General features: G+C 37.3%; 20 protein-coding genes. 13 read left to right on the top strand and 7 right to left on the bottom strand.

Annotation, left to right across the window (positions count from 1 at the left end; all coding sequences use genetic code 11):
- Window positions 1-16: 16 nt before the first annotated feature.
- The 9 genes from B3C16_RS02440 to B3C16_RS02400 all read left to right on the top strand — a co-directional run bounded on the left by B3C16_RS02440 (window position 17) and on the right by B3C16_RS02400 (window position 9,090).
- Window positions 17-718 (top strand): ABC transporter ATP-binding protein, encoded by a 702-nt coding sequence (locus tag B3C16_RS02440; protein ID WP_291128434.1) that lies wholly within the window; start codon window positions 17-19, stop codon window positions 716-718.
- A gap of 26 nt (window positions 719-744) precedes the next feature.
- The gene (locus B3C16_RS02435) at window positions 745-1,530 is read left to right on the top strand and encodes a head GIN domain-containing protein (protein WP_291128432.1); all 786 of its coding nucleotides are present in this window, start codon (window positions 745-747) and stop codon (window positions 1,528-1,530) included.
- Window positions 1,531-1,566: 36 nt separating this feature from the next.
- Entirely contained in the window at window positions 1,567-3,999 is a 2,433-nt protein-coding gene (locus tag B3C16_RS02430) for an ABC transporter permease (protein WP_291128430.1), read from the top strand.
- Complete coding sequence (locus tag B3C16_RS02425; protein WP_291128428.1) at window positions 3,992-5,293, top strand: TolC family protein; 1,302 nt, start codon at window positions 3,992-3,994, stop codon at window positions 5,291-5,293. The genes B3C16_RS02430 and B3C16_RS02425 overlap by 8 nt, the downstream gene beginning before the upstream one ends.
- A gap of 127 nt (window positions 5,294-5,420) precedes the next feature.
- Window positions 5,421-6,557: an Mrp/NBP35 family ATP-binding protein gene (locus B3C16_RS02420; protein WP_121312533.1), complete on the top strand. Its 1,137-nt coding sequence runs from the start codon at window positions 5,421-5,423 to the stop codon at window positions 6,555-6,557.
- A gap of 91 nt (window positions 6,558-6,648) precedes the next feature.
- Complete coding sequence (locus B3C16_RS02415; protein WP_291128425.1) at window positions 6,649-6,888, top strand: NifU family protein; 240 nt, start codon at window positions 6,649-6,651, stop codon at window positions 6,886-6,888.
- Window positions 6,889-7,131: 243 nt separating this feature from the next.
- A complete protein-coding gene (locus tag B3C16_RS02410) occupies window positions 7,132-8,190 on the top strand; it encodes an NAD(P)/FAD-dependent oxidoreductase (RefSeq protein ID WP_121312535.1) in 1,059 nt (352 codons plus the stop codon).
- The gene (locus B3C16_RS02405) at window positions 8,191-8,751 is read left to right on the top strand and encodes a ferritin-like domain-containing protein (RefSeq protein WP_121312536.1); all 561 of its coding nucleotides are present in this window, start codon (window positions 8,191-8,193) and stop codon (window positions 8,749-8,751) included.
- Window positions 8,752-8,757: 6 nt separating this feature from the next.
- Window positions 8,758-9,090: a 2Fe-2S iron-sulfur cluster-binding protein gene (locus B3C16_RS02400; RefSeq protein ID WP_121312537.1), complete on the top strand. Its 333-nt coding sequence runs from the start codon at window positions 8,758-8,760 to the stop codon at window positions 9,088-9,090.
- Here the strand turns inward: B3C16_RS02400 and B3C16_RS02395 are convergent, their stop codons facing one another.
- The 4 genes from B3C16_RS02395 to B3C16_RS02380 form a co-directional block, all read right to left on the bottom strand.
- Window positions 9,091-9,789 (bottom strand): SGNH/GDSL hydrolase family protein, encoded by a 699-nt coding sequence (locus tag B3C16_RS02395; protein WP_291128421.1) that lies wholly within the window; start codon window positions 9,787-9,789, stop codon window positions 9,091-9,093. It lies immediately after the preceding gene.
- Between the two features lie 48 nt (window positions 9,790-9,837).
- Entirely contained in the window at window positions 9,838-10,620 is a 783-nt protein-coding gene (locus B3C16_RS02390) for a DUF3050 domain-containing protein (protein WP_121312539.1), read from the bottom strand.
- A 116-nt stretch (window positions 10,621-10,736) separates the two neighbouring features.
- Complete coding sequence (locus B3C16_RS02385; protein WP_291128419.1) at window positions 10,737-11,915, bottom strand: acyl-CoA dehydrogenase family protein; 1,179 nt, start codon at window positions 11,913-11,915, stop codon at window positions 10,737-10,739.
- A 208-nt stretch (window positions 11,916-12,123) separates the two neighbouring features.
- Complete coding sequence (locus tag B3C16_RS02380) at window positions 12,124-12,855, bottom strand: hypothetical protein (protein WP_291128418.1); 732 nt, start codon at window positions 12,853-12,855, stop codon at window positions 12,124-12,126.
- A 133-nt stretch (window positions 12,856-12,988) separates the two neighbouring features.
- Here B3C16_RS02380 and B3C16_RS02375 point away from each other — a divergent pair, with 133 nt between their 5' ends.
- The gene (locus B3C16_RS02375) at window positions 12,989-13,810 is read left to right on the top strand and encodes a hypothetical protein (RefSeq protein WP_291128416.1); all 822 of its coding nucleotides are present in this window, start codon (window positions 12,989-12,991) and stop codon (window positions 13,808-13,810) included.
- 2 nt (window positions 13,811-13,812) lie between these two features.
- Here the strand turns inward: B3C16_RS02375 and B3C16_RS02370 are convergent, their stop codons facing one another.
- The 3 genes from B3C16_RS02370 to B3C16_RS02360 all read right to left on the bottom strand — a co-directional run bounded on the left by B3C16_RS02370 (window position 13,813) and on the right by B3C16_RS02360 (window position 15,948).
- Window positions 13,813-14,556 (bottom strand): tRNA1(Val) (adenine(37)-N6)-methyltransferase, encoded by a 744-nt coding sequence (locus tag B3C16_RS02370; protein WP_291128414.1) that lies wholly within the window; start codon window positions 14,554-14,556, stop codon window positions 13,813-13,815.
- Between the two features lie 208 nt (window positions 14,557-14,764).
- Complete coding sequence (rimM, locus tag B3C16_RS02365) at window positions 14,765-15,289, bottom strand: ribosome maturation factor RimM (RefSeq protein ID WP_291128412.1); 525 nt, start codon at window positions 15,287-15,289, stop codon at window positions 14,765-14,767.
- Window positions 15,290-15,303: 14 nt separating this feature from the next.
- Window positions 15,304-15,948: a 30S ribosomal protein S16 gene (locus tag B3C16_RS02360; RefSeq protein WP_291128410.1), complete on the bottom strand. Its 645-nt coding sequence runs from the start codon at window positions 15,946-15,948 to the stop codon at window positions 15,304-15,306.
- Window positions 15,949-16,126: 178 nt separating this feature from the next.
- Here B3C16_RS02360 and B3C16_RS02355 point away from each other — a divergent pair, with 178 nt between their 5' ends.
- The 3 genes from B3C16_RS02355 to dnaE all read left to right on the top strand — a co-directional run bounded on the left by B3C16_RS02355 (window position 16,127) and on the right by dnaE (window position 22,107).
- A complete protein-coding gene (locus B3C16_RS02355) occupies window positions 16,127-16,864 on the top strand; it encodes a DUF6252 family protein (RefSeq protein ID WP_291128408.1) in 738 nt (245 codons plus the stop codon).
- A 129-nt stretch (window positions 16,865-16,993) separates the two neighbouring features.
- Complete coding sequence (locus B3C16_RS02350; RefSeq protein ID WP_121312547.1) at window positions 16,994-17,371, top strand: RNA recognition motif domain-containing protein; 378 nt, start codon at window positions 16,994-16,996, stop codon at window positions 17,369-17,371.
- A 188-nt stretch (window positions 17,372-17,559) separates the two neighbouring features.
- Window positions 17,560-22,107, top strand: a complete 4,548-nt coding sequence (gene dnaE / locus B3C16_RS02345) for a DNA polymerase III subunit alpha (RefSeq protein WP_291128405.1) — start codon at window positions 17,560-17,562, stop codon at window positions 22,105-22,107.
- The last annotated feature ends 82 nt before the right edge of the window (window positions 22,108-22,189 follow it).

Genomic DNA, 22,189 nt, shown 5'->3' with positions numbered 1-22,189 from the left:
TCAAAAAACGAATACTATGATACAAATCAAAAATCTTTCTAAAGTTTACAGAACCGAAGAAGTAGAGACCAAAGCACTCAGCGAAGTTTCAATCACAATCAATCAAGGCGAATTTGTCACCATTATGGGTTCGTCAGGAAGCGGGAAATCGACCCTTTTAAATCTGGTTGGGCTTTTAGACAGCGCAACATCCGGTAATTATCAACTCCTTAATCGGGAAATGATTGGTGTTAAAGAACAGGAAAAATCTAAAATCAGAAAGCAAAACATTGGTTTCATCTTCCAAAATTTTAACTTGATTGATGAACTTTCGGTTTTTGACAACATTGAATTGCCGTTGATTTACAATAATATTGCCGCCTCAGAAAGAAAGAAAAAAGTTGAATCAATAGCAGAACGACTAGGTATATCACATCGATTGAAACATTATCCGCAGCAACTTTCGGGCGGACAGCAACAAAGAGTAGCCGTAGCCAGAGCGCTAATCAATGATCCTAAAATTATTTTGGCCGATGAACCTACCGGAAATTTGGACAGTAAAAACGGCAATGAAGTAATGGAACTATTAACTGATTTACACGCTAACGGCTCGACTATTTTGATGGTAACGCATTCTGATTATGATGCTTCTTTTTCCCAAAGAACCATTTTTATGAAAGACGGAATGATCCTTTCGGAAAAAACCAATAATAGAAATGTAGATGTTCTCGTATCTTAAAATAATAATCTTAAAATAAAAAAATCATGTCAAAAGTAATCGCAACCACAACCGCATTTTTATTGAGTTTAATGGCCTTTGCCCAAGTATCGGAAAGTCGAACTGTAGCCGAATTTTCAAAGTTAAAAGCGTCTCAAGGCATAGCCGTGTTTTATACCGTTTCTACCACCAATAGTATAAAAGTTGAAACCGATGACAACGAAAAAATGAAGTTTATCAAAACAGAAGTTGAAGGTGGAATACTAAAAATTTTTATTGATACTTATTCGGAGAATAACAGTAACAATAAAAGAAAGAAAAAAAATTACAACAACAATGTAAATTTTAAGACGTTAAAGGTTTTTGTTTCCGGTCCGTCTTTGCAATCAATAAAGGCCAGTTCTTCGGCCAATATTAAAATGGAAAACACAAATTCCGCCAACCAAGTTGACATTGCAGTAAGTTCATCGGGAAGTGTTTCGGGCAAATTTAATTGCAATAGTATATCGATTGATGCTTCTTCCAGCGGGGATTTTAAAGGTGAAGTCGAAGCTAAAACTGTAGCAGTAGAAACCAGTAGTTCGGCAGATGTTGACCTTAACGGAAAAACAATCCAGCTTAACATTAAATCGAGCAGTTCCTCAACTTGTAATACTGATAAATTGTTGGCAGAAGAAGTTTTGGCAACGGCCAGTAGTTCGGCTGACATTAATGTATATGCTTCAAAATCGCTGGAAGCAAAAGCTTCGTCGAGTGCCGATATCAATTATTACGGCAATCCATTACAGGTAAATGTAGAAAAAAGTTCATCGGGTTCTGTGAATAAAAGATAATCATCATCAAATCATCATCAAAAAACGAACATAATCATGATTAAAAATTGGTTGCATATATTTTTATTCCAAATCAAAAACAACAAGCTTTTCACAGCTTTAAATGTTTTGGGATTGAGTATCGGAATCGCAGGATTAATTTTTGCGATACTATATTGGAATGACGAACAAAGTTATAACGACTGGAATCCGGAAAAAGATACAGTCTTTCAATCGATTAGTCAGGTTTCAAAAGATATGGTTTGGGCTAGCAATGTTGCGGCATTTGAACCCTATTTTAAAAAATCTTTTCCTGAGTTAGAAGCGTATTGTTACCTTGAAAATTGGTATTATGAGGAGATTGTACAGTACAAAAGCAAAAAGGAAATTTTAAGAATTACAGATGCGCAGAATACTTTTTTTGAGTTTTTTCCTTTCAATTTCTCAAAAGGATCAGCAAAAACGGCTCTTAAAGACAATAACGCTATTGCTATTTCTGAGGATGCCGCGGCACGACTTTTTGGTTCCGATGATCCTATGGGAAAAGAAGTTCGTTACTCCGGCAGAACTCTTGTTGTTAGAGGTGTTTACACTATTCCGGGAAAATCCTCGATGGCACCAATGGCAGTTACTAATCTTATTGAACCGAAATTAAAAGAGAATGCAAATCATTGGGGCAATTTCAATCATGGCTTGCTTTTGAAATTTAAAAATCCAGCAGACAAAGACAAGGTTATTTCCCGTATGGAAAAGATTTTGTTTGAAAACAGAGCCGTAAAATGGGCCAAAGATGAAGGGATTACCTTAGAAGAATGGATTAAAAAAAATGGAAGTGAAAGTACAGGGATAATTTTAGAACCATTGGCGAACGCACGATTACATTCCGTTGTTGACGGTTATGCCGAAGGAAGAGGCAATTATCAATTCCTATTAATTATGGTTGGATTGTCAATTTTAATTTTGATTTTATCTATCGTAAATTATATCAATTTGGCTACTGCCAATGCTATCAAAAGAGCCAAGGAAGTTGGGGTTCGAAAAATTTTAGGTGCTTCAAAAGTTAACATTATCAAACAGTTTATATTCGAAACTACTTTAATAACGCTGTTTTCAATATTGTTAGCTTTAGTTATCGTTGAGTTGTCTTTGCCTTATTACAACGAGTTTTTAAATAAAAAATTAATCATTCACGGCGAACAGTTTTACCTTCAATTAATAGGGATATTTTTCTTTACTATAGCAGTAGCCGGCGTTTTTCCGGCGTTTTATGTCGCCAATTTTGAAACATTAAAAGTGTTGAAAGGTAATTTTGGCAGAAGTAAAAGCGGCGTTTGGTTGCGCAATGGTATGTTGATTCTACAGTTTTCTATTGCTACTTTTTTTATCATCGGATCTTACATTGTTTACCAGCAAGTTCAACATCTGAACACCAAAGATTTAGGTTTTAAAGGAGAACAAGTACTTTCGGTTAGATATAGAAACACCTATGACTGGAGAGAAAAAGATTATATGAAAAAATTATTCAGTCGATATTATACCATCAAAAATGAAGTGTCAAAAATAAAAGGTGTTGAACAGGTTTCCACTGGCTCGTTTTCTTTCGGAGGTGATTCAAGTTCTTCGTCTAGTTTTGAATACAATGAGGTAACCATTCAAGGGCAAAATATGGGTATTGATTTCGGGATGCTCGAAATGATGAAAATACAACTAAAAGAAGGAAGATATCTCTCCGACAAGTTTGCTTCTGACACCATTAATGCAATGTTGGTCAATGAAACAACTTTAAAAATGATGAAGGAGAAAAATCCAATAGGGAAGGAAGTTGAATGGAATGGGGAGAAGTTAAAGATTGTTGGAGTAGTCAAAGATTTCAATCTTTTCAGTCCTCAATCTGAAGTGCCACCGATGGTTTTCTTTCATTTTAAAACTATCGATTGGATGTTGGGAAATGCCAGTAGAATACATGTCAAAGTAAACGGTGAAAACATGGAACAAACTATTGCCGATATTGAAAAATTTTGGTTAAAAAATGTAGATAATGAATATCCTTTTGAATATGATTTTGTGGATAAAGCCTTCGCACGAACATTTGAAACTTATGTAAAGCAGAGAAACCTTTTTTCGCTATTGAATTTTATCGTCATTCTGATTGCTCTTTTTGGATTGTTTGCCTTAGCCTCTTATTCAATCCAACGAAGAATGAAAGAAATCGCCATCCGAAAAACATTAGGTGCCGAAACAGCTGTTTTGCTCAAAGAACTGTCCAAGCAATATATCATTTTCTGTCTGATAGGTTTTGCAATCGCTTTATTTCCGGTGTATTATTTGCTTAATAAATGGTTGGACAATTTTGCTTACCGAATAGAAATCAGTTTTATTCCGTTTGTTGTTGGATTTATTGTTTTATTGATTTTAACCTTGATAGTTGTGCTTTCCCGAGCTTATCAAGCCACAAGATTAGACGTTTTGAAATACTTGAAATATGAATAAAAAAGCTTTTTTAATCGTTTTACTTTATACGTTTTGCCCTTCTGTATTTGGTCAGGATAATGCCTGGCCATTGCAGAAATGCATTGCTGAAGCGATGAAGAATTCCATTGAAATTAAGCTACAGCAACTCAGTGTCAAAAAGGCGCACAAAGAACACAATTCTTTGGTAAACCAAATGTTGCCATCGGTTTCGTTTACCGGAAATCAGAGCTATAATTTTGGTTCAACCATCGATCCGTCAACCAACGGAAGAGTGAGTTCCAATATCCAAAACGATAATTTCTTTTTGAATGCCCAAATGAATTTAATCGATTTCAAAGCTTTCGCTACGGCGCAAAAAACTAAAATTGATATCGAAAAATCAAAAGCCCAATTAGCCGTCATTGAAAACGAATACCAACTCCAAATCCTTGAAAGCTATTATCAAGCATTGTTTACTCAGGAATTATTAAAGATTCAAAAAGAGCAATTCAAAAACTCGCAGTTCAATTTAGATCGAGTGCAAAAGGAAGTCAGCATTGGGAGTAAACCCAAAAGCGATTTATACGACATGCAACTCAGTTTTGCCCAAGAGGAAATGAAAATAATGGAAACCGAACAGTTATCGGTACTTCAAAAAACACAACTTTTTCAGTTGATGAATGTGGAAAACATTTCGGTGGCTGAGGTCGTTTTAGAGAACTTTATCGGAACCAATAATCTAGCGGAAACAACGGCAATTTCCAATCCGAAAATCAAGTTTGCTGAACTCAATTACCAAAGCAGTCAAAAAGAAACCAAACTCGAAAGAGCCAATAATTTGCCGAGTTTGACCACTTATTACGGTTTTTCTACTTTCTACTACAAACCGCTAAATCAGCCGGATGTTATTGTGGATAATTTCAACAAACAAATCAGTGATAACAAAAATCACCAAGTCGGCATTCAACTAAATGTGCCTGTTTTCAACGGTTTCCGAAATAATAAAAGAGTTTCTGCAACCAAAATCGAATCCGAAAAATCCAAATTTGTCATTGAACAAGAAAAGCTAAAAGTCAAAAACCAAATCGATATCGAGAACCAAAACAAAAACAATTACGCGCAATTGTATGCCAAACTACAGCAAATGAAAACCTTTGCCGAGGCTTCTTTTCGAACTTCGCAGGCCAAATTTACTTCGGGAACTATCGATGCCGTAGTCTTTTCGGCAGTGAAAAATCAATGGCTTTCCACCGAGTATGATTTGCTTAAAAATGAGCTCCAACAACAATACATTGCGCTTAAAATAAGCCTCATTCAAGGAAATGTACTGTAAACGTTATTTGCTTATCTTTCCATCAATATTTTCAATTCTTTAACGATTGTTTCCAAACATTTCGTATTATCTTTGCAATCTAAATTCAGTTTAAATAAACGCAACTGAAAGCATAATTATAATTCGAATGAAACTAGATAGAAAAGAAATCTTAGCGGCTTTAGAAACCATTACTATTGCAGGCGAAGGAAAAAATATGGTCGAAAGCGGCGCGGTAAAAAACGTAATCACTTTTGGCAACGAAGTCGTAGTTGATTTAGTAATCTCAACGCCTGCGATGCACATTAAAAAACGTGCCGAGGACGATATTAAGAAATTAATCCACGAAAAATTCTCTCCGGATGCTGACGTAAAAGTCAATATCAAAGTGGAAACGCCAACACAAAATCCTAATGAGATCAAAGGCAAAGCCATTCCGGGTATCAGCAATATTATTGCGGTAGCTTCAGGAAAAGGCGGCGTTGGAAAATCAACCGTTACTGCAAATTTAGCCGTGACTTTAGCCAAAATGGGTTTCAAAGTTGGAATCCTTGATGCGGATATTTACGGGCCATCAATGCCGATTATGTTCGATGTTGAAAATGAAAAACCAATCTCGATTGAAGTGAACGGAAAATCTAAAATGAAACCAATCGAAAGCTACGAAATCAAATTGCTTTCCATCGGATTCTTTACTTCTCCGAGTCAGGCAGTGATTTGGCGTGGACCAATGGCTTCGAAAGCGTTGAACCAAATGATTTTTGATGCCGATTGGGGACAATTAGACTTCATGCTAATCGATTTACCTCCGGGAACAGGAGATATTCACTTGTCAATTATGCAATCTTTGCCAATTACCGGCGCTGTTGTCGTTAGTACACCGCAAGCCGTAGCTTTAGCAGATGCGAAAAAAGGTGTGTCGATGTTTCTATCAGACAGCATCAACGTTCCGGTATTGGGAATTATAGAAAACATGGCATACTTCACACCGGAAGAATTGCCAAACAACAAGTATTATATTTTCGGAAAAGAAGGCGCTAAAAACCTGGCGGAAGATTTGCAAGTACCATTTCTTGGCGAAGTGCCATTGGTACAAAGCATTCGAGAAGCTGGAGATTACGGTCGTCCGGCAGCGTTGCAAACGGCTTCTGTAATTGAAAAAGTTTTTGAAGAAATCACCAGAAATGTAGTGCAGGAAACGGTAAACCGAAATAATGATTTACCACCAACCGAAGCAATCAAAATCACAACGATGGCCGGATGTTCGGCAGTAAATAAAAAATAGACTGCTTAGACATTTTAGAGGGTTAGACTTCTTAGGAAAAATCTAACCCTCTAAAATGTCTAACCATCTGAAAATCTAAAATGTCTAAATTATGACAAACGAAGAATTGGTTTTAAACATCGAAAAAGCACTCGCCGAAATCAGACCGTTTCTGAATTCCGATGGCGGCGATATTAGTTTGGTTTCCATCGAGGATGATAAACATGTGAAAGTGCGTCTTCAGGGCGCTTGTACTTCTTGCAGTTTGAGCATCAGCACGATGAAAGCCGGTGTGGAAACAACGATTAAAAAATACGCACCACAAATAGAAACAGTGGAGAACGTAGCTTAGTTGGGCGTTACCCACGATTAGCAAAAACTACGTTCTACAAACTTGTTTTTGTCTATCGGGGTCGGGCTATTCGTTGCAATCTTTTCATGATTTCCCTCTCGCTACGCTTCAGGGCAATCCTAAAAAGGATTTCCACTTCTATCCCTAACGCATTCGTGCTGAACATGACAAAAATCATAAAATAAAAGTTCCGGTTTAAAGACCTTAGCGCCTTTGAACCTTAGAACCTCAGAACCTCAAAAAATGATTGAAACAGATATACTAATAATCGGTGCCGGTCCAACAGGACTTTTTACTGTTTTCGAAGCAGGATTATTAAAATTAAAATGCCACATAATTGACGCTTTGCCACAACCCGGAGGACAATTAGCAGAATTGTATCCCAAAAAACCCATTTACGATATTCCCGGTTATCCGGAAGTATTGGCGGGTGATTTGGTGACCAATTTAATGGAGCAAATCAAACAATTCCAACCCGGATTTACCTTAGGACAAACCGCCGAAACCATTGAAAAATTGGAAGATGGCAGTTTTATTGTAACCACCAATGAAGGTACTAAGCATAAAGCTAAAGCGATTGCGATTGCCGGTGGCTTGGGAACATTTGAACCAAGAAAACCAATTCTGAAAGACATAGAATTTTACGAAAAAGAAGATCGTGGCGTGGATTACTTCGTCAAAGATCCTGAAAAATACCGAGGAAAAAACATCGTGATTTCCGGTGGTGGCGATTCTGCCTTGGATTGGAGTATTTTCCTTTCTGATGTAGCGTCTTCAGTGACTTTGGTACACCGAAGAAATGAATTTCGCGGCGCTTTAGACTCTGTTGAAAAAGTGCAAGAATTGAAATCGGCAGGAAAAATAAAGTTAATTACTCCCGGAGAGGTTGTCGGATTCAAAGGTTCAGAACGAATCGAATCTGTAGATATTGAAGTTAACGGCGCTCGCATGAATGTCGTGACCGATTATTTTATTCCGCTTTTTGGGTTGACGCCAAAACTAGGGCCTATCGCCAATTGGGGATTAGAAATCGAGAAGAATGCGATTAAAGTGAACAACGCTTTAGACTATCAAACCAATATCGAAGGTATTTACGCCATCGGTGATGTCAATATTTATCCGGGCAAATTGAAGTTGATTCTTTGTGGTTTCCACGAAGCGACTTTGATGTGCCAAAGTGTTTACCAAAGAGTAAATCCGGGCAAAAAATATGTATTGAAATACACCACAGTTTCCGGGATTGATGGTTTTGACGGAACACGGAAAGAAGCCGAAAAAGCGGTAGTAAAATCGATAGACTAAATGCTAAACCATCCTGAATTAGTAGACCTGTTAAAAAAAGCTTATTCTGCCGAAAAAGCAGCTGCTTTCGCCTATCAAGGTCATGCCGGTTCAGTAAAAGATAAAGTGCAAAAAGCCGCCATTCACCAAATTGAAATTGACGAGTGGAATCATAGAAAAGAAGTGCTGGAAATCATGAACGATTTTGACATTTCCATTTCCAAATGGTATGAATTTAAATTTCATGTGATTGGCAAAGTGATTTCGGGCAGTTGTTATGTTATCGGTTGGTTTATGCCATTCTATTTTGCCGGAAGATTGGAAAGCGGTAACGTTTGCGAGTATTTCCGAATGATGCATTTTTTTAATTCGTTAGGGATTACCAAATACGACCAAGCGTTGTACGAAATGGGCATCAAAGAGAAAGAACACGAAATTTATTTTCTGGACAAAATAAAAGACAGTAAACTGCTTCCTTTTTTTGAAAAGCTTTTTTCATGGGGAACCGGCAAAGGTTTTAACGATATTGATTTAGACAAAAAATACCCGGTGGAACAATCCAACCAATATTGCAAAAAATAAATTGACATGGCAAACGACGTTACCATAACCATAACTGATCGCGAAGGCATCAGTCACGAAGTACAAGCACCAACTGATATGAACATGAACATCATGGAACTCGTTCGTGCTTACGAATTGGCACCCGAAGGAACCATCGGGATTTGTGGCGGCATGGCGATGTGTGCTTCTTGTCAGTGTTATGTTTTAAATGATTTCCCGTTACCGGAGAAAAGTGATGATGAGCAAGCTATGCTTTGGGAAGCCTTTAATGTTAAGGATAATAGCCGCTTGGGTTGCCAAATTCACATCACAGAAGACCTTAACGGACTCGAAATAGAATTGGCACCGGAAGCATAATTAAAGTCCTAACTTTATTTTCGCTTCAGGTAAAATCCTTTCTACAAATTTAGAATAAGCAATAGTCGATGGATGCAAGCCGTCGCTGGCAACTAATTCAGGTTGGAGCAAACCGGCTCTGGTAATGTCAGTGATATTGACAAAAGTAATATCGTTGGCCAAACAATAATTTCTGGCAAATTCGTTATAAGAATAAACCCCTTCTGAAATGGCGATTGAACCTTGTCCGTAAGGTGTGTAAGCATAGTCTGGAATCGAAACGACAATGACGTTGTTTTTATCTCCTTTGGCCTTTGAAATGGCAGTATTTATCAATTCGGGAAATTCTTGTTCGTAGATATAGAAAGGCCTCCCTTGAAATTGATTGTTTACGCCAATCAAAAGCGTAACCAAGTCATAGTCATTTGTTATCGGTTCGCCGGCAATAACAGCTTTTAAACTGGTGGTTGTCCAACCGGTTTCGGCAATAAGTTTGATGTCAAAAGTATCACTTGTATTTAAGTATTGGCTAAGGCTGTCTTTAAGTTGTTCGGGAAATCTGCAATCGGCACAAACACTTTGACCATAGGTATAACTGTCGCCTAAGGCTAAATATTTATAGTTTACCGGAGCAATTACAATTTCGTTTTCATCCGAACTGCAACCTATAAGCAATAAGCTAAGAAAGAGCGATGAAAATATTTTAGCCAAGTATTTCATAAGGATTATTTCAATACAAGCATTTACGGCAAAGCAACTGCTTTGGGTTTAAGCCAATGCCAAACTGGCTTCTATTTTTTCTTCAATGGCATTCCAAAGCCCAATTCTTTTTTCTAAAGCTAAAATGGAAACTTCTTCGACTTCTTTCCATTTTTGAGCATCGTCCTGACAAAGTTCGTTAATCATTTGCATCGCCATTGGTCCGTGTTCGTCGGCATCTAATTCGATGTGTCTTTCGAAATAGTAAATCAATTTAGACAAATCAACATCAGGGAAATTTTGCTGGAAGTTTTTCAGGATTTCGGTAAACATATTCGGAATCAAATCTTCTCTGCCAAAAGTAAATGCGGCCGCAATTTTATGCACTTTACCTTCTTCAATTACGCGGAAAGTAAAGTCTAAAAATGCTTTTACGTCCGTATGTAAATCACTTTGTTTGATGGCGATGAAGACATTTTTAGTATCGATTACGTTTTGAAGAAAAGCGTCTAATTCTTGGGTACAAGCGCCACAACTTTGCATGGCATCGACATACATTTCGAAATGACTTAAACGTTTTCCGTCTAAAGTCAAATCGCTTTCTTCGGCCAAAACAATTTCGTTAATCAAATACCTGGTTTCCGGATTTGCTGTAGCAAACCAAGGTGTTGTAGTGCTGGTCAATTGGCGCTGCAATGCTTTCAACAGCGACATAAAATCCCAAACGGCATACACGTGACTTTCTAAAAATTGATGTAAATCGTCAATAGTTTTTACTTTTTCGTATAACGGATGTTGGAGTAAAATGTCTTTCTGTGATTGAATTTTCTCGTTGATGATAGATATGGTCATAGCTTTTTTTAGTATTTACGTATTGTAAAACCGTTTTGGTTTCACTACAACACAAAAGTAAAAATGCTTCCCGAAACAGAGAAGCATTTTGTATAAATTTTATTGATTGTTTAATTTTATTTAAAAGCCGGAATTCCTGTAATATCCGCCCCGGTAATCAACAAGTGAATGTCGTGTGTTCCTTCATAAGTAATCACGGATTCCAAGTTCATACTGTGACGCATAATTGAATAATCTCCGGTAATTCCCATTCCGCCTAACATTTGACGGGCTTCGCGAGCGATGTGAATCGCCATATCCACGTTATTTCTTTTCGCCATTGAGATTTGAGCGGTTGTCGCTTTTCCTTCGTTTCTCAAAACGCCTAAACGCCAAGTCAATAATTGTGCTTTGGTGATTTCGGTAATCATTTCGGCTAATTTCTTTTGTTGCAATTGGAAACTGGCAATCGGTTTGTCAAACTGTATTCTTTCTTTGGCATAACGCAAAGCCGTGTCGTAACAATCCATTGCAGCACCAATAGCGCCCCAAGCGATTCCGTAACGCGCTGAATCCAAACACTGCATTGGTGCCCCAAGACCAGATTTGCCCGGCATTAAGTTTTCTTTGGGTACTTTTACGTTGTCAAAAATCAATTCGCCTGTTGCCGAAGCGCGAAGTGACCATTTGTTATGCGTTTCCGGTGTGGTAAAACCTTCCATACCTCTTTCTACGATTAAGCCGTGGATTCTGCCTTCTTCATTTTTGGCCCAAACTACAGCGATGTCCGCAAATGGTGCGTTTGAAATCCACATTTTGGCACCATTCAACAAATAATGGTCGCCCATATCTTTGTAGTTGGTGGTCATGCCGGAAGGATTCGAACCATGATCAGGTTCGGTCAGTCCGAAACAACCCATTAATTCTCCCGTAGCCAATTTTGGTAAATATTTTTGACGTTGTTCTTCGGTTCCGAATTTCCATATTGGATACATCACCAAAGACGATTGTACTGATGACGTTGAACGCACACCGGAATCACCTCTTTCAATTTCTTGCATGATTAAACCGTATGAAATTTGGTCCAAACCGGCACCGCCGTATTCTTCCGGAATATAAGGTCCGAATCCGCCAATTTCACCCAAACCTTTGATGATTTGTTTTGGAAATTCTGCACGTTGCGCATAATCTTCTATGATGGGAGAAACTTCGCGTTTCACCCAAGCACGAGCAGAATCACGCACTAATTTGTGTTCATCCGTTAATAAATCATCTAAATTATAGTAATCAGGAGCTTGAAATAAATCTGGTTTCATATGTCGATTTTATAGTCTTAAATTTGGTTTACGAAAACGTTTGCAAAGCTACATAATCTTAATTAAAAACGACATTAACAATTGTTATAATTTTTTGAAGCTTTTTCCGGCTATGCGTTGCAATCTTTTTTTTGCAAAAAGGATTTTCACTGCACACGAGCGAAGCGACTGCCGAAGGAATCCGGGCTAAGGTTATTTCTACTAAAGACTAACGCTCTAATTTTTTAAATGCTTCATTTTTAACCAGCAAAAAATCTAAAGCGACCAATACATCCTGTTGTTCCGAAATAGTTTTGGCTTTCGGATCTGCTTCGCAAAACGCAATAAACAAATCGATTTCTTCGGGTTTCAATTTAAGCTTTTCGATATAAAAATCACGGTCAAAATTTAAGGTGATATATTCTTTAAAAGGAATTGGAGACAATGGTTTTTCGGGCTTTATTTTATTTTTGTTTTTGAATAAATTGAGCAATCCTTTGCCCATTCTGACAAAGTCAATGCCGTTTTCAATGGTGCCGTCATATACATTCTGTACTTTCAATGCGTTGGCTTGTTTGGCTAGCTTTATGGCGTCAATGTCTGCTTGTTTGATTTCTATTTTAAGGCTTGTTTTTTTTAAAATTTCAACATCTTCCAATTCAATTGGTTTTTTTTCTAAACGAATGATGAGGTTGTCCTGGTTCAAATGTTCTAGTGTTAATACAATCTTTTGGTCAGTGTGTTCTTTGGTGATGATAAAAAGTTCGTCGCCTACTTTGGCTAAAATAGTAAAGTTTCCTTCACCGTCGGTTTTGCTGTTTTTTTTAGAATTCATATTGACAATGTCAACATTTTCAATAGCTTTTCCTTCTGACAACACTTTTCCATGAAGCAACTTTTCGCTTTGTGCAAAACTTAAAAGAGAAAACAATAAAAAGAAACCAGAAGTAATTTTTGCCATATGCTTTAAGATAAAAACCTAGAGAACTAAATTAAATAAAGCGACTTGGGTAAACTCCGAAGATTTTGTTAAATATTTTATGACAAAAAGTTAAACTTAAAAAAGTATATTGTAACTCCTTTTTATTTGTATCATGAAAAAAGAAATTGTCGTGTTGTTTTGTTTTATGTGTGTTTTGCTTCAGGCGCAAACTACAGTGCATTTAAAAGATAAAGAGTCAAAAATGCCAGTCGCTTATGCCAATATTTGGAAAGCCCAATCACTTTATCGAACCGCAGATTCCTCCGGTGTTTTTAGTGTTGATGCCAAAGACAGGGCAAACTATTTTAAAATCACCTGCGTTGGTTATCACGATACGATAGCGAAAATTACGGACGAAATATATCTTCGCCCGAATAAGATTGACTTGGATGAAGTAAAGTTGGTCAAACGTAAATTTGCAAAAACAGTAAAACTAGGTAAGGCCAAAAGAGGAGATAGTCACTATGGTGTGCAATGGGATACTAAAATAGCCATGACGGCAAAATATTTCCCCAATAACAGTAACCAAGGAAAGTATCTTGGCAAAGCCAAATTCTTTACTACGACCACTGCGAAAAACCGTCTGATAAGCGTTTCGATTTATTCGGTCGGGAACGATGGTAAACCAAACGAGATACTAAATACAGAGCATCTTATTTACAAACTTAAAAAAGGCACAAATGAAGTGGAAGCTGATTTAAATTTTTTGAATATTGAATTTCCGGACAATGGGATTTTTATCATCATTCAGCATCCTTTATTGGAACAAAATAAAAGTTACAGTAAAAATAGCAATCATCCCAATGGCTTTTTTTATGAACCGTTAATCTCTATTGACAAAACAAAAGAATTTACGGATAGTTGGTATTTTCAAGAGGAATGGAAGCAAAGTCTCGGATATTCTTTAAATATTGAACTTCTACTTTCGGACTAATTTTACATCTTCAGGTAAAAATCCTTAGTCAAAGCAATATAATCTTCAGTATATTGATGTCGCGCCGTTTCGATAATGAGTTCATCGATAGGGAAGTTTGTTTTTTCGGCAAATGAAAAAGCGAGTAAACTTCTTTTGATTTCTGTGGTTGGTGTTCCTTTTACACGAGTAATTTTGAAAGGAAATAAGTTGCATTCTTTGGCTAAGCCAATCAATTTTGCTTCTTCTTTATATGGAATAATCACGGCAAAAATTCCGTTTTCTGAAAGTAACATTGAAGCTGCCTCAGCCAAATCTTCAAAAGGCAATGCGTCTTGAAAACGCGCTAAATCTCTTTGTTCGCTTTCAGTTTTATAATCTTCGCTATAAAACGGTGGGTTGGAAATAATCAAATCATATTCATCTTCGGGTTCTTCCATAAATTCGTCCAAACCGGCGTGATAGCAGTACAATCGGTCTGACCAAGGTGAGTTTTCGAAGTTTTCCACACATTGTTCAAAGGCTTCTTCGTCGATTTCTATGGCGTCAATTTGCTGCGCCGGTTCGCCTTTCAGGCTCGAGTGCTCGGCGGAATATCTTTGGGCTAACATTAAAGCCAAAATTCCGGTTCCGGCACCAATATCTAAAACCGAAAAAGGCTGATTGTCAATTGGCGTCCAAGCACCAAGTAAAACGGCATCAGTACCTACTTTCATAGCGCAATGGTCTTGGTTAATGGAGAATTTTTTGAATTGGAATGCGGACATGTTAGATTATTGGATTTTTAGAATCGCTTCGCTCTTAGATTTATATTTTGCTGATTGAAAAATAATGTCCTAGCCCTGATAGTAGTGAAAATCCTTTTTGTTTTTTCTATAAAAACAAAAAGATTGTAGCGGATAGCAGGATTAGCTTCTAAAAAAGCCAAAGCCGCAGGTGTTTCTAACAATCTAAAAGCGCAGCGATTCTAGAAATCTAAAGGTACATTTCAACCAAGCCTTCCGGTAAATCCATCACGACTTTTTTGTTCTTGCGGTCAATTTCGACTAAGAAATGGTCAATCATCGGAATCAACATTTCCACTTCGCCATTCAATACTTCAAAAAGCGGTTGGGCTGTTGTATCGTTGATGGATTGAATAACACCAAAAATACCCAAACGTTTGTCTTCGATTTCGAAGCCAATTACTTCGTGGAAATAGAATTTATTGCCATCGAGTTTTGGCAACATAGAAAGCGGAAGATAAATTTCGCATCCGAGAAGGGTGTCGGCTTCTGCTTCGGAGTCGACATCTTCAAATTGTACGCGAAGAAAGTCGTTTTTATGCAAGGAACTGTTTTCAATAAAAAATGGAACCAGATTTTTGTTGAACTCAACAAATACTGATTCCATGTTTTCATATAATTCGGGTTCGTCGGTATCTAAATAGATAAGAACTTCCCCTTTGAAACTAAATTTTTTTGCAATTTTACCTAAATAGAAACAATCTTCTTTACGCATAATTGCCGGAAATATTAAGCTTCTTTTTCTTCGCTGGTTTCTTCAGCAGCAGGAGTTTCTTCTACAGCCGTTGCTTCTTCAGCAACAACCTCAGGAGCTTCTTCTACAGCAACTTCAGCAACAGTTTCTTCCACTGCAACTTCAGCAACTACTTCTGGAGCTTCAGTTTCTTCAACCGCAACTTCTTCAGCCACTTCTTCTACTTTTGCAGCTTCAACAGCGGCAGCAGCACGTTTGTCATTAGCTTCTTTTTCTGCTTTTAAGGCTTTAACTCTTGCCGCTTCTTGTGCTTTTGATAAACCTTCTTTTTTAGCAGTTACTTTACCTGCTTTGTCTTCTAACCATTGAGCCAGTTTAGCATCAGCTTGTTCTTGCGTTAAAGCTCCTTTGCGAACGCCGCCATCAAGGTGGTGTTTCATTAAGGCACCTTTGTAAGAAAGGATAGCTCTTGCAGTGTCGGTTGGTTGAGCGCCATTGTGTAACCATTGAACCGCTTGGTCAATGTTTAAATCAATAGTGGCAGGATTGGTATTTGGATTGTAAGTTCCTAGTTTTTCTAAGAATCTACCATCTCTTTTTGAACGAGCATCAGCTGCTACGATCCAGTAAAAAGGTTTTTGTTTTTTACCGTGTCTTTGTAATCTAATTTTTACTGACATAATCTTTTTGATTAATTTGAGGTACTCGACCTCGATTATTTAAGGGTGCAAAGATAGTTATTTTTTGTAAACAAACTAATTGAGGATTGTATTTTTAAAGCTAAGTTCTTGTTTTCATCAACTTTAACGTTATTTTTTTAAAATTTAATTAGCATTTTTATATTAAAAAGTTATTTTTGTGGAGAAATACATTGAAAAAATGAAAAGATTTTTGTCCCTTATCTTAGTTGCAGTAGTGCTATCATCTTGTCAGGAAGATGTTAAATTTAATAATCCCGGTTTTCAAGGATTGAAAGATGATGTGCTTTGGATAGCCAATGACACAAGAGCTTACATTTCGCCTACTGGTCAACTTTCTGTTGAAGCTTACACTGAATATGAACTTATAACTTTAAATACCGCTAGTGCCAATGTTGGTACATACGTTTTAGGTACAACCAATACTAACAATTCTGCCACTTATTCTTCCACTTTTAATGAGGTTGACTTAGAGTATGCAACAATAGCAGTTCCGGGACCGGTTTCTCAAATAGCATTGTTTAATGCCGGAACAGGTTATAGTAGTGGAACATCAGTGGCAACTACAGGCGGAACAGGTAGTGGTTTGACTGTAAATGTGACTGCAAATGCTTCAGGAGTTGTTACCGCATTGACACTTTCTTCTAGGGGGAATGCCTACACAGCGGGTGATTTAATCACGGTTACAGGTGGTAATGTCAATTGTACATTCAGAGTTTTAAATGTTCAAAACAGTAATGGTGAAGTTAAGATCACAGAATTTGACAATGAAAATATGACTGTGTCGGGGAAATTTAAATTCAATGCGGCTAATGCTAATAACAACCCTTTTGGTGGGCCGATTTTGAATTTTCAATATGGAGAATTTTATAAAATCCCTATTTATCCATCTCTTTAAGAATCAATTAATTTTAAAATATATAGGCCATCTTCGGATGGCTTTTTTTTTATTTATAATAAAGTCCAAATTTATAGCGGTTTACGTTTTATTTAAGTTACCTTTGTGGCTGAATTTTAAAATTAAAATATGAACATTTTTGTTGGAAGTCTTCCGTTTAGTATTGACGAAGCAGATTTAAAAGAATCCTTCGGGGTTTATGGTACGGTTAATTCCGTTAAAATTATTACTGATAAATTTACTGGAAGAAGTAAAGGTTTCGGTTTTGTGGAAATGGAAAATGACACAGAAGCTGAAAAAGCAATTCAGGAATTAAACGGTGCTACTGTTGAAGGTCGTACTATTGTGGTAAATAAATCTGAACCAAAACCGGAAGGCGAAAGAAGAACTTTTAACAACAACCGTTCAGGCGGTAGTGGTGGAGGTTATAACGGCGGTGGAAACTCACGTGGTGGCGGAAGCTACAGTGGTGGAAACAGCGGTGGTGGAAATAGAGGAAGATACTAAGTTATATACTTTATAGATATTTAAAAGCCAACTCAATTTGAGTTGGCTTTTTTGTTTTTTGTTGATAACTAAAATTGATTTCTTAATGGCTAAAACGTATTTTTGTTTTAATCATAAAGCTGCTTTTAGCTTCACTCTGTTCGGTTTTGCCTCGAGTGGCTAATGCCTTTTGCTTAATCCCTTATTAAATGTATTTAATCTTCGATACCGAAACCACCGGATTACCAAAGCGTTGGGGTGCTCCAATCTCCGATACCGACAATTGGCCAAGATGTATTCAAATTGCTTGGCAGTTGCACGACGCGATGGGAAATTTGATTGAGCATCAAGATTATTTGGTTAAACCTGAAGGATTCAATATTCCCTATGATGCCGAAAGAATTCACGGAATTTCAACAGAATTAGCGCAAGAACAAGGAATACCTTTAGCAGTAGTATTAGAAAAATTCAATATCGCTTTGGCGAAAGCCAAATTCATAGTCGGACAAAACGTTGGCTTTGATGTCAACATCATGGGTTGTGAATTTTACCGATTAGGAGTGAATTCCCCAATGGCTTCTATGCCGGTATTGGATACTTGTACCGAAGTTACCGCATCGCTTTTAAAATTACCAGGAGGTCGCGGTGGAAAGTTCAAATTACCAACGCTAACCGAATTACACAGCTATCTTTTCAACGTTCCATTTGCGGAAGCGCACAATGCGACTGCCGACGTTGAAGCCACTACGCGTTGTTTTTTAGAGTTGATTAGAAGGGAAATTTTTACCAAAGAAGAACTTGATGTTCCGACTGATTATTTCAGAGAATTTGGCGAAAACAATCCGAAGGAAATCCAACTAATAGGATTAAAGCATATCAATCTGAAACAAGCTTCGGATGAAATCAGAAAGCAATTTCAAAAACAAGAAGAAGTTGTTGATCCAGCCAATGATGAAAAGCAAATTCACGAGGCTTTAGCTGATGTTGATTTTGTGCATTTGCATAATCACACTCAGTTTTCGGTGTTACAATCTACCATTAGTGTTAAAGATTTAGTGGCAGCAGCAGTACAAAACAAAATGCCCGCCGTAGCCATGACTGATCATGCGAATTTGATGGGAGCTTTTCACTTTGTCCGTGATATTTTATACCATAATAAATCGGCGCAAGCCAAAAATAAACAAGCAGAAGAAAACGGTGAAACACCAACAGAAACTATCGTAAAACCTATTGTTGGTTGCGAGTTTTATGTTTGTGACGACTTAAAAGACAAGTCTCGAAAAGATAATGGTTATCAAATTGTCTTTTTGGCCAAAACTAAAAAAGGCTATCACAATTTGGCAAAATTATCCTCTATCGCTTACACCGAAGGATTTTATTACGTACCTAGGATTGACCGAAAAACCATCCAGCAATACAAAGAAGATATTATTGTGCTTTCAGGAAACCTCTATGGAGAGATTCCGAGTAAAGTTTTAAATATTGGCGAAAACCAAGCTGAGGAAGCTTTGATTTGGTGGAAACAAGAATTTGGAGATGACTTTTATATCGAGTTAATGCGCCACAATCAAGAAGACGAAAATCGGGTGAATGTGTCGTTGATAGCTTTGGCCAAGAAACATCAAGTCAAAACCGTTGCTACGAATAACGTTTTCTATATCAATAAAGAAGATGCTAATGCGCATGATATCTTATTGTGTGTTCGTGATGGCGAAAAACAATCAACACCTATTGGTCGCGGTCGCGGTTATCGTTACGGATTGAATAACAAAGAATACTATTTCAAATCGGGTGATGAAATGAAAAAACTCTTTCACGATTTGCCTGAATCAATTGCTTCTACAGCTGAAATAGTCAATAAGATTGAAATTTACGATTTGTCTCGTGAAGTTTTGTTGCCCAAATTTGATATTCCGTCAGCATTTTTAGTCGCAGAAGATGAAGCTGATAAAGGCAAACGTGGAGAAAATAAATATCTACATCATTTAACTTACGAAGGCGCCAAAAGACGTTACGCCGAAATTACGCCTGAAATTCAGGAGCGTATTGATTTCGAATTATTAACAATTGAAAATTCCGGATATCCGGGCTATTTCTTAATTGTGCAGGATTTCATTGCCGAAGCTCGAAAAATGGGCGTTTCTGTTGGTCCCGGACGTGGTTCAGCAGCCGGTTCTGTAGTGGCGTATTGTCTCGGGATTACCAATATTGATCCGTTGTTGTACAATTTACTTTTTGAGCGTTTCCTTAATCCGGACAGGGTTTCACTTCCCGATATCGATATTGATTTTGACGATGAAGGCAGAAGTCGTGTAATGGATTATGTAATCAATAAATACGGTTCCAAACAAGTAGCACAGATTATCACTTATGGAACGATGGCCACAAAATCGAGTATCCGTGATACCGCAAGGGTTATGGATTTACCGCTTTTTGAAGCCGATAAAGTAGCCAAATTGATTCCGGGAATGATGCCATCCAAATGGAATTTGGCCCGACTTTTATCTGAAGATGAAGCCGCCATTAAAAAAGTTTTACGTCCGGAAGAGTTTGATAAAGTAAAAGAATTGATTTCGCTTTCTAAAGAAAATTCGCTTTGTTCAGAAACTATAAATCAAGCCAAATTTTTAGAAGGAAACCTCAGAAATACCGGAATTCATGCTTGTGGCGTAATTATTACGCCAAGTGATATCACCAATTTCGTTCCCGTGGCCACGGCCAAAGATTCTGATTTATATGTCACCCAATTTGATAACTCGGTCGTAGAAAGCGCGGGTTTATTAAAGATGGACTTCTTAGGGTTGAAAACCCTAACCTTGATAAAAGATACGGTTAAATTAGTAAAATACAGAACCGGAAAAGAGCTAAATCCGGATGAGTTTCCTATTGATGATGCTAAAACGTATGAGCTTTTTCAGCGCGGAGAAACAGTCGGGATTTTCCAGTATGAAAGTGCCGGAATGCAAAAATACATGAAGGAATTGAAGCCTACGGTTTTTGGAGATTTGATTGCGATGAATGCGTTATATCGACCGGGACCAATTGCTTACATTCCAAGTTTTATCAAACGAAAAAATGGGGAAGAACCGATAGAGTACGATTTAGAGGCTTGTGAAGAATTGCTTAGCGATACTTACGGAATTACGGTTTACCAAGAGCAAGTAATGCTTTTGTCGCAAAAGTTAGCCAATTTTTCCAAAGGTGACGCCGACGTGTTGCGTAAAGCGATGGGGAAAAAGCAAAAGGATGTTTTGGATAAAATGAAGCCAAAATTCATTGCGCAAGCGGAAACCAATGGACATTCAGCTGATAAATTAGAAAAAATTTGGAAAGATTGGGAAGCCTTTGCTGAATATGCTTTCAATAAATCGCACTCAACCTGTTATGCTTGGATTGCCTATCAAACGGCTTATTTAAAAGCCAATTATCCGGCGGAATATATGGCGGCGGTTTTGTCCAATAATATGAATGATATCAAACAGGTTTCGTTCTTTATGGAAGAATGTAAACGAATGGGATTGCAAGTGCTCGGTCCGGATGTTAATGAGAGTTTCTATAAATTTACGGTTAATGAAAGCTATGCTGTTCGTTTCGGAATGGGTGCAGTGAAAGGTGTTGGTGCCAATGCTGTAGATACCATTGTTCAAAACAGAAAAGAAGAAAAGTACAAATCGATATTTGATTTGGCCAAAAAAATAGATTTGCGTGCCGCGAATAAAAAAGCATTTGAAAGTCTGGCTTTAGCCGGTGGATTTGATTGTTTTGAAAATACCCATCGTGCACAATATTTCCACATTGAAGGCGAAGGAATTACTTTTTTGGAAAAAGCGGTTCGATATGGTTCCAAATTTCAAGAGAATGAAAATTCCTCGCAAGTAAGTTTGTTTGGAGAAGCAAGTGAAGTTCAAATCGCGGAACCCATAGTGCCACCATGCGATGAATGGAGCACGATGGAGAAGTTGGCCAAAGAAAAAGAAGTGGTTGGTATATACATTTCCGGACATCCTTTGGACGACTTTAAATTTGAAATGAAATATTTCTGCAATAGTAAATTAGAGCATTTAAAAAACCTCAATAACTACATCGGCAAGAATTTAACCTTCGCCGGAATTGTAACCAATGTGCAATACAAAACCGCCAAAAATGGTAAAGATTGGGCGATGTTTACTCTAGAGGGTTATGATGAAAGCCACGATTTCCGAATCTTCGATGAAGAGTATTTGAAGTTCCGACATTTCTTGGTCAACAATCAATTTGTCTATTTTAAAGTCGGTGTAAAAGACGGTTGGGTGAACAGAGAAACCGGAAACAAATCGGAACCAAGATTGCAGTTTTTGGATGTAAAACAACTACAGGATGTTTTGTCTCAGTATGCCAAAAAGTTAAGTATTCAGATGGACATCAACGATTTGCAACAGAGTTTGATTCAAAAATTGAATGAAATTTTCAGAAGCAATGAAGGTGATAAATCTGTGAATTTTGAAGTGATAGAAACGGAGATTGTGGCCAAACCAGTCGAGATTGTAAAGTCGACAGCGCCGATTTTAATGGCGGATACTGACAGTGAAATTGACATAGAAAACTTAGACAGCAATGAAATTGTTGAAGAAGAAATGGTGCAAACCGCACCAGTCATCACTGAGGAAATAAGAAGAATAACCACTTTAGAAATGCCAAGCAGAAGATTGAAAATAAAAATATCCAATGAGTTATTACTCGAATTAGAAAAAATGAACGTAAAATTCAGTTTGAATTAGGTATCAGTTCTGATAATGATTTGATAGCCAAAACTGATTTTTTTAGTGTAGAAAACCAAAATAAAATGTCTAATTTTGTGCT

Source organism: Flavobacterium sp. UBA7682 (assembly GCF_002482945.1).
Taxonomy (GTDB): Bacteria; Bacteroidota; Bacteroidia; order Flavobacteriales; family Flavobacteriaceae; genus Flavobacterium.
Note: the sequence above shows the minus strand (reverse complement) of the source record. Positions and strands in the feature narration are given on the sequence as shown.

Excerpts from the sequence above, each read along its gene's own strand:
- B3C16_RS02410 (WP_121312535.1), top strand. The coding sequence starts at position 7,132 with ATGATTGAAACAGATATACTAATAATCGGTGCCGGTCCAACAGGACTT.
- B3C16_RS02395 (WP_291128421.1), bottom strand. The coding sequence starts at position 9,789 with ATGAAATACTTGGCTAAAATATTTTCATCGCTCTTTCTTAGCTTATTG.
- B3C16_RS02360 (WP_291128410.1), bottom strand. The coding sequence starts at position 15,948 with ATGTCAGTAAAAATTAGATTACAAAGACACGGTAAAAAACAAAAACCT.
- B3C16_RS02440 (WP_291128434.1), top strand. The coding sequence starts at position 17 with ATGATACAAATCAAAAATCTTTCTAAAGTTTACAGAACCGAAGAAGTA.
- B3C16_RS02390 (WP_121312539.1), bottom strand. The coding sequence starts at position 10,620 with ATGACCATATCTATCATCAACGAGAAAATTCAATCACAGAAAGACATT.
- B3C16_RS02375 (WP_291128416.1), top strand. The coding sequence starts at position 12,989 with ATGAAAAAAGAAATTGTCGTGTTGTTTTGTTTTATGTGTGTTTTGCTT.
- rimM (WP_291128412.1), bottom strand. The coding sequence starts at position 15,289 with ATGCGTAAAGAAGATTGTTTCTATTTAGGTAAAATTGCAAAAAAATTT.
- B3C16_RS02425 (WP_291128428.1), top strand. The coding sequence starts at position 3,992 with ATGAATAAAAAAGCTTTTTTAATCGTTTTACTTTATACGTTTTGCCCT.
- B3C16_RS02370 (WP_291128414.1), bottom strand. The coding sequence starts at position 14,556 with ATGTCCGCATTCCAATTCAAAAAATTCTCCATTAACCAAGACCATTGC.
- B3C16_RS02380 (WP_291128418.1), bottom strand. The coding sequence starts at position 12,855 with ATGGCAAAAATTACTTCTGGTTTCTTTTTATTGTTTTCTCTTTTAAGT.
- B3C16_RS02350 (WP_121312547.1), top strand. The coding sequence starts at position 16,994 with ATGAACATTTTTGTTGGAAGTCTTCCGTTTAGTATTGACGAAGCAGAT.
- B3C16_RS02405 (WP_121312536.1), top strand. The coding sequence starts at position 8,191 with ATGCTAAACCATCCTGAATTAGTAGACCTGTTAAAAAAAGCTTATTCT.
- dnaE (WP_291128405.1), top strand. The coding sequence starts at position 17,560 with ATGTATTTAATCTTCGATACCGAAACCACCGGATTACCAAAGCGTTGG.
- B3C16_RS02400 (WP_121312537.1), top strand. The coding sequence starts at position 8,758 with ATGGCAAACGACGTTACCATAACCATAACTGATCGCGAAGGCATCAGT.
- B3C16_RS02415 (WP_291128425.1), top strand. The coding sequence starts at position 6,649 with ATGACAAACGAAGAATTGGTTTTAAACATCGAAAAAGCACTCGCCGAA.
- B3C16_RS02430 (WP_291128430.1), top strand. The coding sequence starts at position 1,567 with ATGATTAAAAATTGGTTGCATATATTTTTATTCCAAATCAAAAACAAC.
- B3C16_RS02385 (WP_291128419.1), bottom strand. The coding sequence starts at position 11,915 with ATGAAACCAGATTTATTTCAAGCTCCTGATTACTATAATTTAGATGAT.
- B3C16_RS02435 (WP_291128432.1), top strand. The coding sequence starts at position 745 with ATGTCAAAAGTAATCGCAACCACAACCGCATTTTTATTGAGTTTAATG.
- B3C16_RS02420 (WP_121312533.1), top strand. The coding sequence starts at position 5,421 with ATGAAACTAGATAGAAAAGAAATCTTAGCGGCTTTAGAAACCATTACT.